16 protein-coding genes and 1 tRNA gene are annotated in these 13,382 nt (G+C 60.9%); 6 read left to right on the top strand and 11 right to left on the bottom strand.

Annotation, left to right across the window (positions count from 1 at the left end):
• Nucleotides 1-97 precede the first annotated feature (97 nt).
• From P775_RS10435 to P775_RS10445, 3 genes are all read right to left on the bottom strand, one after another.
• Nucleotides 98-919 carry a hypothetical protein gene (locus P775_RS10435; RefSeq protein ID WP_099910951.1) on the bottom strand — a complete coding sequence of 274 codons (822 nt, stop codon included), beginning with the start codon at nt 917-919 and terminating at the stop codon, nt 98-100.
• Between the two features lie 20 nt (nt 920-939).
• Nucleotides 940-1,137 (bottom strand): hypothetical protein, encoded by a 198-nt coding sequence (locus P775_RS10440; protein ID WP_099910952.1) that lies wholly within the window; start codon nt 1,135-1,137, stop codon nt 940-942.
• 114 nt (nt 1,138-1,251) lie between these two features.
• Nucleotides 1,252-2,103 (bottom strand): pseudouridine synthase, encoded by an 852-nt coding sequence (locus tag P775_RS10445; protein ID WP_099910953.1) that lies wholly within the window; start codon nt 2,101-2,103, stop codon nt 1,252-1,254.
• 61 nt (nt 2,104-2,164) lie between these two features.
• Here P775_RS10445 and P775_RS10450 point away from each other — a divergent pair, with 61 nt between their 5' ends.
• Together P775_RS10450 and P775_RS10455 are read left to right on the top strand one after the other, a co-directional pair.
• A complete protein-coding gene (locus P775_RS10450) occupies nt 2,165-2,620 on the top strand; it encodes a nucleoside deaminase (RefSeq protein ID WP_099910954.1) in 456 nt (151 codons plus the stop codon).
• Nucleotides 2,621-2,627: 7 nt separating this feature from the next.
• Nucleotides 2,628-3,179, top strand: a complete 552-nt coding sequence (locus tag P775_RS10455) for a pseudouridine synthase (protein WP_099911008.1) — start codon at nt 2,628-2,630, stop codon at nt 3,177-3,179.
• A 170-nt stretch (nt 3,180-3,349) separates the two neighbouring features.
• On the opposite strand, the gene hemF is transcribed toward P775_RS10455, so the two are convergent.
• On the bottom strand, nt 3,350-4,243 hold the full coding sequence (hemF, locus tag P775_RS10460; protein ID WP_099910955.1) for an oxygen-dependent coproporphyrinogen oxidase: 894 nt from the start codon (nt 4,241-4,243) through the stop codon (nt 3,350-3,352).
• Between the two features lie 249 nt (nt 4,244-4,492).
• Between hemF and P775_RS10465 the strand changes: the two genes are divergently transcribed.
• On the top strand, nt 4,493-6,304 hold the full coding sequence (locus tag P775_RS10465) for a methyl-accepting chemotaxis protein (RefSeq protein ID WP_099910956.1): 1,812 nt from the start codon (nt 4,493-4,495) through the stop codon (nt 6,302-6,304).
• Nucleotides 6,305-6,619: 315 nt separating this feature from the next.
• On the opposite strand, the gene P775_RS10470 is transcribed toward P775_RS10465, so the two are convergent.
• The 3 genes from P775_RS10470 to clpS are packed head-to-tail and all read right to left on the bottom strand — an operon-like array spanning nt 6,620 to nt 8,820.
• Complete coding sequence (locus tag P775_RS10470) at nt 6,620-7,420, bottom strand: SDR family NAD(P)-dependent oxidoreductase (protein ID WP_099910957.1); 801 nt, start codon at nt 7,418-7,420, stop codon at nt 6,620-6,622.
• A 47-nt stretch (nt 7,421-7,467) separates the two neighbouring features.
• Complete coding sequence (locus P775_RS10475) at nt 7,468-8,460, bottom strand: class I SAM-dependent methyltransferase (protein WP_099910958.1); 993 nt, start codon at nt 8,458-8,460, stop codon at nt 7,468-7,470.
• A 30-nt stretch (nt 8,461-8,490) separates the two neighbouring features.
• Nucleotides 8,491-8,820 carry an ATP-dependent Clp protease adapter ClpS gene (clpS, locus tag P775_RS10480; protein WP_099911009.1) on the bottom strand — a complete coding sequence of 110 codons (330 nt, stop codon included), beginning with the start codon at nt 8,818-8,820 and terminating at the stop codon, nt 8,491-8,493.
• 128 nt (nt 8,821-8,948) lie between these two features.
• Between clpS and P775_RS10485 the strand changes: the two genes are divergently transcribed.
• A complete protein-coding gene (locus tag P775_RS10485) occupies nt 8,949-9,647 on the top strand; it encodes an HAD family hydrolase (protein WP_099910959.1) in 699 nt (232 codons plus the stop codon).
• 268 nt (nt 9,648-9,915) lie between these two features.
• Nucleotides 9,916-11,364: a D-alanyl-D-alanine carboxypeptidase family protein gene (locus tag P775_RS10490; protein ID WP_099911010.1), complete on the top strand. Its 1,449-nt coding sequence runs from the start codon at nt 9,916-9,918 to the stop codon at nt 11,362-11,364.
• Between the two features lie 42 nt (nt 11,365-11,406).
• Here P775_RS10490 and P775_RS29405 read toward each other — a convergent pair whose 3' ends face one another.
• On the bottom strand, nt 11,407-11,538 hold the full coding sequence (locus tag P775_RS29405; RefSeq protein WP_281256072.1) for a hypothetical protein: 132 nt from the start codon (nt 11,536-11,538) through the stop codon (nt 11,407-11,409).
• Nucleotides 11,539-11,676: 138 nt separating this feature from the next.
• Between P775_RS29405 and P775_RS10495 the strand changes: the two genes are divergently transcribed.
• A tRNA-Arg gene (locus P775_RS10495) sits at nt 11,677-11,753 on the top strand.
• 176 nt (nt 11,754-11,929) lie between these two features.
• On the opposite strand, the gene P775_RS10500 is transcribed toward P775_RS10495, so the two are convergent.
• The 3 genes from P775_RS10500 to P775_RS10510 are packed head-to-tail and all read right to left on the bottom strand — an operon-like array spanning nt 11,930 to nt 13,381.
• Nucleotides 11,930-12,214, bottom strand: a complete 285-nt coding sequence (locus P775_RS10500; protein WP_099910960.1) for a hypothetical protein — start codon at nt 12,212-12,214, stop codon at nt 11,930-11,932.
• A complete protein-coding gene (locus tag P775_RS10505) occupies nt 12,207-12,620 on the bottom strand; it encodes a hypothetical protein (protein ID WP_099910961.1) in 414 nt (137 codons plus the stop codon). Before P775_RS10505 ends, P775_RS10500 begins: the two co-directional genes overlap by 8 nt.
• Nucleotides 12,621-12,622: 2 nt before the next feature.
• Nucleotides 12,623-13,381: a hypothetical protein gene (locus tag P775_RS10510; protein WP_099910962.1), complete on the bottom strand. Its 759-nt coding sequence runs from the start codon at nt 13,379-13,381 to the stop codon at nt 12,623-12,625.
• Between the last annotated feature and the right edge of the window lies 1 nt (nt 13,382).

The following is a 13,382-nucleotide window of genomic DNA, read 5'->3' on the forward strand; positions in this document are numbered from 1 at the left end:
CTGGTGCCAGACATGTCACCCCCTGAGGCATTGCAACTGTGTTTGAACTTAGGTGAATCACTGCAGGCTTGCTAGGGGGAAAGGCAAAACAGCGCCCTCAGGCAGCGAATTCCTGCGTCATGCGGTCTAGGAGCAGATCTGCCTCGAACTCGAGCCCGTCTTCGCGCAGGGCAGTGCCCTTCAGCCGTGCATGAACCTCGAATGCGATGGCCATGGCGGACAGATTCGCGATGTAGCGCTGCCGGGCGAAGGCGCGATCCGGGGTATCCCAGGCCTCGTCCAGACGGTCAGCCTCGTGTGCGGCGATGTGCAGAAGTTTCATCAGAGGCTTGCGCACCGACCGGATGGTCGCCGGGTCGCGGGCGAGGGCCCCCAGCAGGCATCTGACCGCTTTTTGCACGCCCTTGGTGCGTTTGATGAGGTCGAGATCATCCAGCCGACCAATGCGCAGCACGAGATCGTCCAGTGTCCGTTCGGCTGCGAGGGTCAGCAGATGCACGCGCTGCTGCAGCTGGTTTTCGGGGGTTTCGTGGCCCTTGTCCCGCAGCGGATCCAAGCCGAACGCCACGAGGCTGAGCCCTGTCGCGAGCGTTCCGCAGGCCATCGCAGCCCAGAGATTGTCGTATTCGACCCACCCAAGGAAAAAGACAAAGGCCCCGATCATCAGGGTTCCCAGAAGCTTGCGCGGCAGATGCGGTTTGCGGGCGACTTCGGCTGCATCATAGTTGGCTTGGCGACAGTGACCTGCGGAGATCAGAGCAAGGCCCAGGGCGAAAACTGCCAGGGTGGAGACAAAGACAAAGCCCGACTCGCACCCGTGTATGAGCCATTCCACCAGCGGGCTGGCGGACAGGAACATCAGGCTGAGAGCGGGGACATGGCCCTTGCATTTGCAGGGTTTTGTAAAGAGGTGGTTCATACGCGGTCCTGTTGGTGCGATCATGGCAGCGACATCACGAAAATCAGCATCCAGAGTGCGCCGAATGCCAGATTCTGCCGGGCCCGCCCCGAGTACAGGATGCGCGTCGTGGCTGCGCGCAAAGCCTGCACGGTGTCGCGCATCAGCGGACGCAAATGCGACAGGGCCATCAGGGTCGAGAGGGCCAAAACGGCTATGGCAAGATCAGTGAATATCATGCCCTTTGCTCTGCGCCGAGATTCTGGCAAAAAAGGGGCAGGCTTGGAATTATCGCGCGTAAAAATTTACGAGGGTAAACAAAGTGTTAATGTTAATTAATCAATTTTAGCGACTTAGCGGTCATCCGACTGCGGACCGCTGCGGCGGCGTCGTTGCGGCAGCGGTTTTGCGGGGGCATCCGGCACCGGGCCGTCGAGGCCGAGCTGATCACGCACGATCTTGCGGCGCACTTCTTCGACAGCGCCGGGTTTCAGCTGGCCCAGCTGGAACGGCCCGTAGGATGTGCGGATCAGGCGGTTCACACTGAGGCCGATATCTTCCATCGCGCGGCGGATTTCCCGGTTCTTGCCTTCGCGCAGGCCTATGGTGAGCCAGGCATTGGCGCCCTGTTGGCGGTCTATGCTGGCGATCATCGGCAGATATCGTTGACGATCGATTACCAGACCGTCGCGCAGGGGTTTGAGCATCTCGTCCGTGGGGCGTCCGTTGACCCGCACGCGGTATTTGCGCAACCAGCCGGTGCTGGGCAGTTCCAGCTTACGCTTGATCCCGCCGTCGTTGGTCAGCAGCAGAAGACCTTCAGAATTGAGGTCGAGCCGTCCGACGGACATCACGCGCGGCATCTCTTCGGGGAGGTCGTCATAGATGGTCAGGCGGCCCTGTTCATCCTTTGTCGTCGTCACGCGTCCCGTGGGCTTGTGATAAAGCCACAGGCGTGCGGCATCGGGGGCTGCCAGAGGCTTGCCATCGACGGTGATCTTGTCCTTGTCGGTGACGTTCAGCGCGGCGCGGTTGATGACCTTGCCGTTGACGGAGACCCGCCCGAGTTCGATCATGCGTTCGGCTTCGCGGCGGCTGGCCACACCTGCGCGGGCCAGCACCTTGGCGATGCGATCCCCCTCAGGGGCGGATTTGGCCGGTGTCGAATGGGCCGGGGCGGGCTTGGGGTGTGTGTCTTTGCTCATTTCCCTGCGCTAGCCTATATTGCGGCTTTGGGAAAGAGCGCTGCTGCGCAAGGGACACACTATGACGTTTACCAGCCATATGGAGGCCGCTTTGGCCGAGGCGCGGGCCGCTGGTCTGCGCGGAGAAGTGCCTGTGGGGGCGGTTGTGGTCGACTCCGCGGGCCGTGTGGTTGCCACGGGCGGCAACCGGACCCGGGAGGGGCATGATCCGACCGCCCATGCCGAGATCGTGGCGATTCGCGCGGCCTGCGCTGCGCTGGGGGGTGAGCGGTTGGTGGATCACGATCTGTATGTGACGCTGGAGCCCTGCGCCATGTGCGCGGCGGCGATTTCGGCGGCGCGGATCCGGCGGGTGTATTACGGCGCGGGGGATCCGAAATCCGGCGGCGTGGCGCAGGGGGCGCGGGTGTTCAGCCATCCGCAGTGTCATCATGTGCCCGAGGTCTATGACGGCATCGGGGCTGAGGCGTCAGAGGCGTTGTTGCGGGACTTTTTTGCGGAGCGGCGTCATGGGTGAGGCGGGAATGGGACGGGTGATCCTGCTGAACAAGCCTTATGGTGTGCTGTCGCAATTCACCGACAAGGGCACCGAGGGGAGCACGCGGGCGACCCTGTCGGATTATGTCACCGTGCCAAAGGTTTACCCCGCCGGTCGTCTGGATCGTGACAGCGAGGGGCTGCTGGTGCTGACCGATGACGGGGCGCTGCAGGCGCGGATTGCCAACCCGAAATTCAAGCTGGAAAAAACCTATCTGGTGCAGGTCGAGGGCATGCCGTCCGAGGCGCAGATTGCCGATCTGCGCCGGGGCGTGGTGCTGAAGGACGGCCTGACCCGGCCCGCGAAAGTGTCACAGATTGCAGAGCCGAATCTGTGGCCGCGCGACCCGCCGGTGCGGTTTCGCAAGACCGTGCCGGATGGCTGGCTGCGCATCACGATTTCCGAGGGGCGTAACCGGCAGGTGCGGCGGATGACGGCGCATGTGGGGCTGCCCTGTCTGCGGCTGGTGCGCTGGTCGGTGGGCGCCTGGTCACTGGAGGGGATCGCCCCGGGACGCTGGATCGACGGGGCGATTTAGACTGGCTGGAAAGTGTATGGAAACCGTATGGTTTTCGTATGGCTCTGATCTGGCGTTGGCGCGTGCCGTGAGGTCAGAGGGGGCTGTCTGCCCCCGCCTGGCCTGCGGCCCGGCCCCCCGAGGATATTTGAGGGCAGATGATGCGCGGGGGCCGGTCAGGGGTGGGGGCGTCAGATCCATTTCGCCAGAGGCGGCAGGCTCATCAAGACGGCATTGGCGTCATGGCCGGTCTCAAGCCCGAATTTGGTGCCGCGGTCGTAGACGAGGTTGTATTCCGCATAGAGGCCGCGATGCACCAGCTGGGTGTCCTTGTCCGCATCGCTCCAGTCCGTGGCGCGGCGTTTTTCCACCAGCGGGATGTAGGCCGGAAGGAAGGCGCGGCCGATGTCCTGGGTGAGGGCAAAGTCGGCCTCCCAATCGCCGGTGCTGTGGTCATCCATGAAGATACCGCCAACGCCGCGCGCGCGGTTGCGATGCGGGATGTAGAAATATTCATCGGCCCATGCCTTGAGTTTCGGGTAATGGCCCGCGCCGTGTGGGTCGAGATGCGCCTGCTGCGTGGCGTGGAAATGCGCCGTATCCTCGGCATATTCGAGGCAGGGGTTCAGGTCGGAGCCGCCGCCGAACCACCAGGCATGCGGGGTCCAGAACATGCGGGTGTTCATATGCACCGCCGGGGCATGGGGGTTTTGCAGATGGGCGACAAGGGAGATGCCGCTGGCCCAGAAGCGGGGATCGTCGGACATGCCGGGGATGCCCTTGCGCGCGGCCATGGCGGCCTGCGCACGCGGTGCGAGGGTGCCATAGACCGTAGAGATGTTGACGCCGACCTTTTCGAAGACACGGCCGCCGCGCATCACGCTCATCAACCCGCCGCCGGCATCCGAGCCATCGTCGGAGCTGCGGCTGGTCTCGGTCAGCTCAAAGGTGCCGGGGGCCCTGTCTGACAGGGGGCCGCAGGTGTGGCTGGCTTCCAGCCCTTCAAAGGCGGTAACGATCTGATCGCGCAGATCGCGGAACCAGGCGGCGGCGCGGGTTTTCTGGGGAATGAGGTCTTCGGTCATGTCTCTGTCCTGTCTGATTGACACAGCTCTAACGCCTTTCGGCGTTTACGTGAAGCATCCGCAGGCAGGGCGTGCAGGGCAGTTGCGGATCTGGCGCAGGGCAGGGGCAGGGTCCCGGCAAGCGTCCGGAGGGCGGCTGCGAGCGCGACAATGCCCCGATGATGCAGGCAAAATAGTTGGTCCAGATCATTTTCATAATTGTTAAGCCGAATCCGCTATCGAAATGTCGGGACAGTGAAAGTGGCAGACATGGTTCAATCCGGCATCAAGGTTTTTTTTCGGACACTTCCGATCAAATATCGTCTCTACCTGTCCGGCGCGATCTCTATCGTGACCGTAGTGCTGCTGGGGGCCATTGTGCTGTACAGTCTGTGGAAAGGGTCGTCTGATCTTGATCAGCAGATCATGGTGACCCAGACCGTCAGGCATCAGATGATGAGCGACATGATGCATGATGGTCTTGTCGCGAATGTGGCGCTTGCTGTCATCAGCGGCGCGACTCTGTCCGAAGAGGCAAAGGCCGAACAACGGATTGCCTTTGCCGGGGATTCCGAGACTTTCCGCAGCAACATGGCAGCTCTGATGGATCTGGATCTGCCGGATGCATTACATGTTCAGGTGGCGAAAACCATTCCCGTGGTCGAGGAATACATAAGCAGTGCCGAACAGGTGATCGAAACATCCTTTGGCAATGAGGCGGCCGGACGTGCGGCCCTGCCGGGGTTTCTGGCCATGTTCGACCGGCTTGAGGTGGACCTTGCCGCGCTGGGTGACATGATCGCGCTGCAATCGGTTGAAGTTTCATCCGCAGTCAAACGAAATTCCAGAACCCTCATCTATTTTGTGCTGACTTCTGTGGCGCTGAGCGCGTTGCTGATTGCCTATAACGCCAGAACGGTGTCCCTGTCTGTCCTGAAGCCGTTTGACCGTTTGCGATCCGCTTTGACGCAGGTTGCGCAGGGGGAGCTGGGGCTACGTATCCGGGACAGTATGCGCGATGATGATCTGGGCCGGATCGCGGGGGATGTGGACCGCATTTCGGATCGGTTCGTCGCGTCGATGGAGGATCAGGAACTTCAGAAGAAGCAGGGTGAGCTGGTGATCAAAAGCCTTGCGGCGGGGCTTGCCGAGATGGCGAACGGAAATCTGAGCGGCTACATTGAGCAGAAGTTTGTCCCTGAATATGAACCCCTGCGTCAGTCGTATAACGAAACGATCGACCGGCTGAATTCGCTGATGACGCAGGTTGTGCAGGTCAGCCTGAGCCTTGATGCCCGCTCTGCCGAGATCAACGGAGCGTCAGAGGATCTGTCGCAGCGCACGGAAACACAGGCGGCGACACTGGAGGAGACCGCAGCGGCGCTGGAAATGCTTACCAACAGTGTCAATGCGGCGGCGAAAAATGCCAAGGAGGTTAAGTCCGCGGTCGATCATACCCGAGGGGATGTCGAAGCCAGCGGCAAAATTGTCGAAGGTGCCGTTCTGGCCATGCGCGAGATCGAATCCTCGTCCAATCAGATTTCGCGCATCATTGCGGTGATTGACGATATCGCCTTTCAGACAAACCTGCTTGCGCTTAACGCGGGGGTCGAGGCGGCGCGGGCCGGAGACTCCGGGCGCGGCTTTGCGGTTGTCGCCTCTGAGGTTCGTGCGCTTGCGCAGAGGTCAGCGGATTCCGCAAATGAAATCAAGGCGCTGATCAATGCCAGTTCTCAGCAGGTTGAGGATGGTGTTCGCAAGATAAACGGCGCGGGGGAGTCGCTTTCTTCTGTTGTGGTGCAGGTTGCTGAGATTGCGAAGCTGATTTCCGGCCTTGCCAGCGAAACCTTTGAACAGGCCAATGGGTTGAGTGAAATCAATATCGGTGTGAGCCAGCTGGATCAGGTGACACAGCACAATGCGGCGATGGTCCAGAAATCAGGTTTGGCGATACGGCAGATGGAGCGGGACACATCGAACCTCATTCAGCTGACCGGCAAGTTTCAGCTACTGGATGAAACCGAAACCACAGAGCATATGAAGCATGAAGCGAGTGACATGAATTATGCCCTTTCGGCGTAGCGGTGCGACCCGTTGCCGGATTGGGGCGGCGTTGTCCGCAGGTCTGTCGCGTGCCCGGGCGCTGCGGGCTGAATATCGGACTGTGACTGAGCGCACTATGACCTGATCCGAGGGGAAGGCCGAAACACCATGATCGCGCGCCGCAATGGGCCCCAGCACTTCGGCGTTCACTTGAGGCAGAGAAAAGTGTGTCAGCTGCAAGCCCAAAATACTTTACAGCGTTTGGGGTTAAACCCGGATCGGATATTCGCGGTCTCTCTCTTTGGTCGAACGCGAAATCCGTTGCCCGTTGTTTCAGGTCGAACCCGGAACGCTTTAATGCGCCGGAGCTGCGACGGGGTCGAGCAGGGTGCGGCCGCCATCGACGGTCATCACCTGACCGGTCATGAAGGACGACCCTTCGGAGGCGAGGAACTGTACCGCTTCGGCCAGTTCTACCGGAGAGGCGATGCGCCCGAGGGGTGTGTGGCTTATGATCTGGTCGCGGTAGTCTGCATGATCCCTGAGCGCGCCCTTGAGGCTGGCCGACATGACCGATCCGAAGGCCAGCGCGTTGACCCGGATGCGGTTGGGCGCCAGCGCCACGGCCAGCGAGCGGGTCATCTGATCGAGGGCTGCGCAGGACACGGAATAGGCCAGCAGGTCCGGGTGGGTGCGGCGCGCGGCGATGGAGGAGAGGTTGACGATGGCGCCGACCTGTCCTTCGGGGGAGTCACCTGCCTGCTTGATCATCCGCTTTGCCACCACCTGGCTGAGCCGCAGGGCGGTCATCAGGTTCTGATCCAGCAGCGATTCGACCGAGGTGTCATCCATATCCAGCGGATCGGAGGGAATCATCTGTCGGCTGCCGTTGACCAGGATATCGACGCGGTCATAGGCGTCGAGCGTGGCCGAAAGCAGATTGGCGAGCGTCAGCCGTTCGCGCAGATCGCCGGCAAAGTAGCGCATGTTGCCATCTTCGCGGACCTCGCCCACCTCCTTGGAGAGGCGCACCTCGTCCATGTCGGCGAACATCACATTTGCGCCGCGCTGGGCGAAATGCCGGGCGATGGCAAGGCCGACACCATTCGCGGCGCCGGTGACGATGGCAGTCTTGCCTTCGATCGAAAAGGACATGGAGGAGAAAGCCTTGAACTGTTGTGCAGCGCCGAGCCTAGCCCAGATCAGCGCCGGGGGCGAGAGGGGCGTTGCGCATGCAGCACCTTGAAGCTTTTGTCGCCGCTGACCTCTGTGGTTTCGCCAAAATGTTCAGCCAAAGTCGCCTCGTACGGGAGATGGCGGTTGGCGACGATCCAGAGATGCCCCGTGGGTTTCAACGCCCGGGCGGCAGCGGCGATGAAGGCCTGACCCAGGCTGGTTTCGGCGCTGCGCGAGGTGTGAAACGGCGGGTTCATGATCACGGTGTCGAGCCGTTCGGGTGATTGCCAGCCGGGCAGGTCGGCCCAGTAGAACTTGGCCCGGGGATCGTCGATATTGGCGCGGGCACAGGTCAGGGCGGTATGGTCTGCCTCGATCACATGCAGCACGGCGATGTCGGTCCGGGTCAGGATCTGTGCGGACAGGTACCCCCAGCCGGCGCCGAAATCCGCAACGCTCTGCCCGATCTTGGCGGGCAGGGCGGCGGCGAGCGCGGCAGAGGCCGGGTCGATCCCATCGGCGGAAAACACGCCGGGCGCGGTGAGGAAGCCATCGGCGATGCGGCTGGGTCCGGCGCTGGTCCAGTCGGAAAAGGCATCCGTGGCAGGGAACCAGGCAGCCTTGCCATGGGCCTTGGAAATATGGCCCTGCACTTCGGCCCGGGTGCGGCAGATCTTGATCATCGGCTCGATCCCGTCGGTCTTGAGCCCATCGACCATGACCGTGCCGCCGGGGGTGGCGGCGCAGGCGGCGGCGACCATGGCCTGACCCTGCGCACGGGCGCGGGGCAGAAAGACCACGGACAGGGCATAGGGGCCGGCCGGATCGGTCACGCAGTCAAAGCCGCGCGCCATCAGCGCATCATAGTCGGGGCGGAAGGTCTGGATCACCTGACAGCGGTCGCTGGGAAGCGCAGAGAGGTCATGATCGGAGGTTGCACCGAACAGGGCAATCGTGCCTTCGGGCGGCAGCAACAGGCTGCCATCTTCCAGGCAGGTCGTGAGTCGGGATGTGGCCATAATTTCAGGGACACCGCGCCTGCGCGGGCGTCATTCCTTTTCCATGGTGCATTGCAGCGGATGCTGATGACGGCGGGCAAAATCCATGACCTGGCCCACTTTCGTCTCGGCAATCTCGTGGCTGAAAACACCCACGACTGCGACACCTTTTTTATGTACGGTCAGCATGATTTCAAACGCTTGCGCGTGAGTCATGCCAAAGAAACGTTCGAGGATATGCACGACGAATTCCATCGGCGTGTAGTCATCGTTCAGCAGCAACACCTTGTACAGCGGCGGGCGCTTTGTCTTGGGCTTTGAATCGACAACCACATCCACATCATCCACGCCACCCGGGGGCGGAGTGGTGTCATTGCTCATGGAGCGGTGGGAAACGGTGGTTCCGTGTTTCATGAAAGCCAATGTGGTTTGCGGTGTCAGCATCAGAGGTTCTATATAACCTCTCGGGCCCGTTAGAAAAGGGCCGAAGAGGGGTAAGACGGTAAACAATGGCGCAGAATCTGCTAACAATCGGTTTCGATGCGGATGACACGCTCTGGCAGAACGAGCGGTTCTTCAAGCTGACCCAGGCGCGATTCGCCGAACTGCTGGCCGATCACGCCGATACGGGCACGCTGGATGCGCGTCTGCTGGCCGCTGAGCGGCGCAATATTGGACACTATGGGTTCGGGGTGAAGGGATTCGTGCTGTCGATGATCGAAACCGCGATCGAGGTGACCGAGGGGCGGGTGCCCGCACATGTCATTTCGGATCTGCTGAGCGCGGGGCAGGAGCTGTTGGCGCATCCGCTGGAACTGCTGCCCCATGCCGAGGCGGCGGTGCGGGATCTGGCCGAAACGCATCACATCGTTCTGATCACCAAAGGCGATCTGCTGCATCAGGAACGCAAGCTGGCGCAGTCTGGCCTGGGCGATCTGTTCGACGGGGTCGAGATCGTGTCGGACAAGACGCCGCAAACCTATGCACGGATCTTTGGCGCAGCTCCCGGCGGGGCGGCGGGGGCGATGATGGTGGGCAATTCGATGAAATCCGACGTGGTTCCGGCGATTGCGGCGGGCGGCTGGGGAGTCTTCGTGCCGCAAGAACTGTCCTGGGATCTGGAGCATGCCGAGCCACCCGAATCCATCCGGTTTCACAGCCTGGAGCATTTGGGGGATCTGTCCGCGCTGGTCCGTGACATCGGCTGAATTTTGCCGGAAGGCGTCCGAAAACCGGCGGAAATCGCCGGTTTAGCGATTCGATTATCAAGAACCTCAATATCTGGTTAATGCCGCGCGAATAAATCTGGAATTGCAAGCCATCATAAAGGTTTATCCGCAGCACTTGATGTGTTAGCTTTACGCTAATCAATCAAGAATAAAAGAGTTCACCGAAATATCGGGAACGCGAGGCAGCAGAAGGCGAGATATCGTGAAGGGACGGCGTTGGCAGCCGGGCCGCTTTGGCCTGTATTTCATGACTTTTACGTGGTTGGCACTGTGTGTGCCCCTGAGCGCATGGGCGGCGCCGTATGCGGCTTTTGTCATGGATGCGCGAACGGGCGAACAGATCCTGGCCGACAATGCGGACACACCGTTACATCCGGCCTCTCTGACCAAGATGATGACGCTGTACATCGCCTTTCAGGCGGTCGAGCACGGCGAGATCAGCATGGACACGGATGTGACCATATCGCGTCACGCGGCAGCAGAGCCACCGTCCAAGCTGGGCCTGCGCGCGGGGCAGAAAATCAAACTGCGCTATCTGGTGCGCGCCGCGGCGGTGAAATCCGCCAATGACGCCGCGACCGCCATAGGCGAGGCGATTTCCGGGTCGGAAGAGGCCTTTGCCGCGCGGATGAACCGGACCGCAAAGCAGCTGGGCATGACGCGCACGACCTTCAAGAACGCCAACGGTCTGACCCGGTCTGGGCATCTGTCCACCGCCCGCGACATGTCTGTTCTTGGGCGGCACGTGATTTATGACTATCCTGAGTATTACAACCTGTTTTCCCGCGAGACGGCGGATGCAGGGATCAAGCAGGTGCGCCACACCAACCGCCGCATGCTTGAAAGCTATCCGGGCGCGGACGGGATCAAGACCGGCTATACAAATGCCGCCGGTTTCAACCTTGTTTCATCCGCCCAGCGGGGCAGCGAACGGGTGATTGCCACGGTGTTTGGCGGGGCTTCGACCGCGTCGCGCAACGCAAAGGTGGCCGAGCTGATGGACCTCGGGTTCAAGCGTATGCCAAGCCAGGTCGCGTTTCGCGCGCCGGGTAAGCCGCCGTATATGGGACGCGGCAATGTCGATGTGCTGGTTGCGCGCAACTCTGAACCGACGCCGGGCACACGGGGCAAGGCGATCCGCGTTGCCTCTGCTGCTGTGACGCAAAGCCTGCGGCCGATGGCACGCGGTGGTGCGACACCAGCGCTGCTGGTCGCCGAGGTGCGCACCGATATCGACACGATCCTCGAATCGGTGCAGGCCGCCGAAGTAAAGGCCGTGGCGGCCCCGACGGCCCCGGTTGCGGCACCCGAACCTGTGCAGGTGGCCAACGAGGTCGCACCCGCCGAATCGACCAAGCCGGTGCGGCGCCCACCAGAGGTGGTTCTGGCCAGCGCGGCGCCGGTGCAGGCGAGAGCCCCGGCCGAAGCTGAGGTGGTCGAGCGGCTTTCGACCTCTGGCGGGCGGCACTGGGGCATCAATGTCGGCCGCTATCCCAGCAAATACGCCGCCGAAAAGGTGCTCTTGCAGACCGCCCTGTCCGAGACGTCAAGCCTGGACGGATCGCTGCGAAAGGTTGTGAATCGCAATTCCGGGTTTGACGCGAATTTCATGGGCCTGAGCCGTGACATGGCTGATCTGGCCTGCCGTCGCCTGCAGGCGCGTCAGGTGACCTGTTTCATGATCGGTCCCAGCTGATCTGTTCTGACTGATCGGGTGCAGGCCCGGCAGCGGCGAGAATTAGAAGATGGCATCGCCTTGCGGGGCGGTGCCTTTTTTACAAGCTGGCTGGGTTTTGTGCGTCTTGAACGCTATTTTCAGGGTGCCAACGGTCTTGCCAAAGCGGCGCGTATGACCGACAAGCGGCGCCATGCGGTCCCGTAGCTCAACTGGATAGAGCACCTGACTTCTAAGCCGGAGGTCTGGGGCCAGAAGAAGGCAGAAATACAGACGGTTAGGAGAACGTCAGCGACTTGCGAACCGTTTTCCGAACCGTTATCACAGAGCCACGGTCCCGTAGCTCAACTGGATAGAGCACCTGACTTCTAATCAGGATGTTGGGGGTTCGATTCCTCCCGGGATCGCCACTTTTCTTAATCTGCTTGGCAACTTAGCCCCACTCTGCAATGAATTGGTCCCTAAAGGGAGACCATGTACAGTGTGTGGCGCGCCGTCAGCTTCTGGACGGACTGACATGGTAATCTGGACAGAAATTATGAACTCAAGCGTCAGAGATCTACACATACGCCCAACTCTCTGACGCTCAGTGTGGCCGCCCGCTTCGATCGACCAGGACAAAAGTTGATCGCTCGATACGATCCACGCTCTCCGCCATCTTTTTGACAGCCGCCGAGATCTCTTCCAGAGCATCTGCCGCACGCACCTCAGCTTCGGTCTCGGGTCGGATAGCCTGCTGGACGATGCTGGCAGCCGAGGGGCTTGAGGGTGCTTTGCCCCTGACGAGCACTGCGGTAATCACGGCGGCAAGGGCGGAGCCGAAGGCGACCACCAGCTCCGGCGACAGGGCATTCTTCAGAAACTCAAACATGAAGGCGTCTTGCCGTTTTGCTGGAGATGTTGATCAGGCAATAGGCTGACCAGAAAGCCAGTATGCCATATTGGCAGGATGCCAGGCTGAGGCCACCGGAGACGACAAAACCCGTTGTCAAAGCGGTAAAGGACCAGACGCCGAAGATCGCGCCGGTGGCGCGTATCGCCGGGGACCGGCGCCAGCGGCCATTGATCACCACAGCCGCGAGCTGCGCCAGTCCGAAGGCCGTGAAGAGGACAGCCCAGGCAGATTCTGGCAGCAGGTCGAAGGCGCGGTATGCATCTGCCGTCATCATGTCCCCCGGCAAGGCCAGCGTGACGCCCCGCGCAAGGCTTACGCTGCCCAGGACAATTTCAGTGAGGCGGGTGTCGAGGTGCCAGATCCACAGCAGAAGCGGTTTCATGATCAGACAGAGATCCCACGTGCGTCTAGGATGATCGCTAGCCAGTCATTCATCAAGGTCAACTGTTCATCGGAAATCTTTCGGTCATACAAGATCGCCGCATAGTGGCGCGCCTGCCCTGCAAACTGGCTATTGTACGCGCTCCCAATGCGGATTGGCCCACCGAGGTCTGCTGGGTTCAGCGCTGGCTTATTTGTTCCAGACGCGCCCGTCGTGATATTCGTGACGCTCCGTGTCCTGTCGATCTGATCTACGCGGCCCGAAATAATATAGTCTGCGCCGATGGCGAAACCCGGAGCGCCGGTGTTTGCCTGCGCTGCTGTGCTCGTGCCAGCCGCGTCAAAAGCCTGCGTAAATTGAGCCGAGACCAAACCATCAGCCACGGTATTCTCAGAGAGGATAAGATTTCCGCCGATTGTCTGTCCGCCATAGCTCTGGCTATTCGACCAGTAATTGCTGATCAGGGCTGCGGTGGTATCTGTCAGCGGGCGGCAGGCAGAGATCCAAGTGAGATCCTCGCTATGTGCAATCGCGGTTTGGATATATGCCGTGCTGTTGCCTGTCAGGTCAAGATAGCTCTCCCCAATGGCAGGTGAACCTATGACGGAGGCATCAGTCACCCCCGTGGCAAGGTTTCGCACTGACTGAGCAAGCGTACCGCCAAAAATAAAAACACCTACAAGACCGTCAGTGACTGGCGGATTGATTTTTCGCGCAGTTGCCAAGCCATTCGCGCGCGTGTGTTTGATAAAAGTCGTCATG

Origin of the sequence: Puniceibacterium antarcticum (assembly GCF_002760615.1) — a bacterium.
Lineage (GTDB): Bacteria > Pseudomonadota > Alphaproteobacteria > Rhodobacterales > Rhodobacteraceae > Puniceibacterium > Puniceibacterium antarcticum.

Coding starts and splice junctions, on each gene's coding strand:
- P775_RS10435 (WP_099910951.1), bottom strand. CDS start 919: ATGAACCACCTCTTTACAAAACCCTGCAAATGCAAGGGCCATGTCCCC.
- P775_RS10440 (WP_099910952.1), bottom strand. CDS start 1,137: ATGATATTCACTGATCTTGCCATAGCCGTTTTGGCCCTCTCGACCCTG.
- P775_RS10445 (WP_099910953.1), bottom strand. CDS start 2,103: ATGAGCAAAGACACACACCCCAAGCCCGCCCCGGCCCATTCGACACCG.
- P775_RS10450 (WP_099910954.1), top strand. CDS start 2,165: ATGACGTTTACCAGCCATATGGAGGCCGCTTTGGCCGAGGCGCGGGCC.
- P775_RS10455 (WP_099911008.1), top strand. CDS start 2,628: ATGGGACGGGTGATCCTGCTGAACAAGCCTTATGGTGTGCTGTCGCAA.
- hemF (WP_099910955.1), bottom strand. CDS start 4,243: ATGACCGAAGACCTCATTCCCCAGAAAACCCGCGCCGCCGCCTGGTTC.
- P775_RS10465 (WP_099910956.1), top strand. CDS start 4,493: ATGGTTCAATCCGGCATCAAGGTTTTTTTTCGGACACTTCCGATCAAA.
- P775_RS10470 (WP_099910957.1), bottom strand. CDS start 7,420: ATGTCCTTTTCGATCGAAGGCAAGACTGCCATCGTCACCGGCGCCGCG.
- P775_RS10475 (WP_099910958.1), bottom strand. CDS start 8,460: ATGGCCACATCCCGACTCACGACCTGCCTGGAAGATGGCAGCCTGTTG.
- clpS (WP_099911009.1), bottom strand. CDS start 8,820: ATGAGCAATGACACCACTCCGCCCCCGGGTGGCGTGGATGATGTGGAT.
- P775_RS10485 (WP_099910959.1), top strand. CDS start 8,949: ATGGCGCAGAATCTGCTAACAATCGGTTTCGATGCGGATGACACGCTC.
- P775_RS10490 (WP_099911010.1), top strand. CDS start 9,916: ATGACTTTTACGTGGTTGGCACTGTGTGTGCCCCTGAGCGCATGGGCG.
- P775_RS29405 (WP_281256072.1), bottom strand. CDS start 11,538: ATGGCGCCGCTTGTCGGTCATACGCGCCGCTTTGGCAAGACCGTTGGC.
- P775_RS10500 (WP_099910960.1), bottom strand. CDS start 12,214: ATGTTTGAGTTTCTGAAGAATGCCCTGTCGCCGGAGCTGGTGGTCGCC.
- P775_RS10505 (WP_099910961.1), bottom strand. CDS start 12,620: ATGAAACCGCTTCTGCTGTGGATCTGGCACCTCGACACCCGCCTCACT.
- P775_RS10510 (WP_099910962.1), bottom strand. CDS start 13,381: ATGACGACTTTTATCAAACACACGCGCGCGAATGGCTTGGCAACTGCG.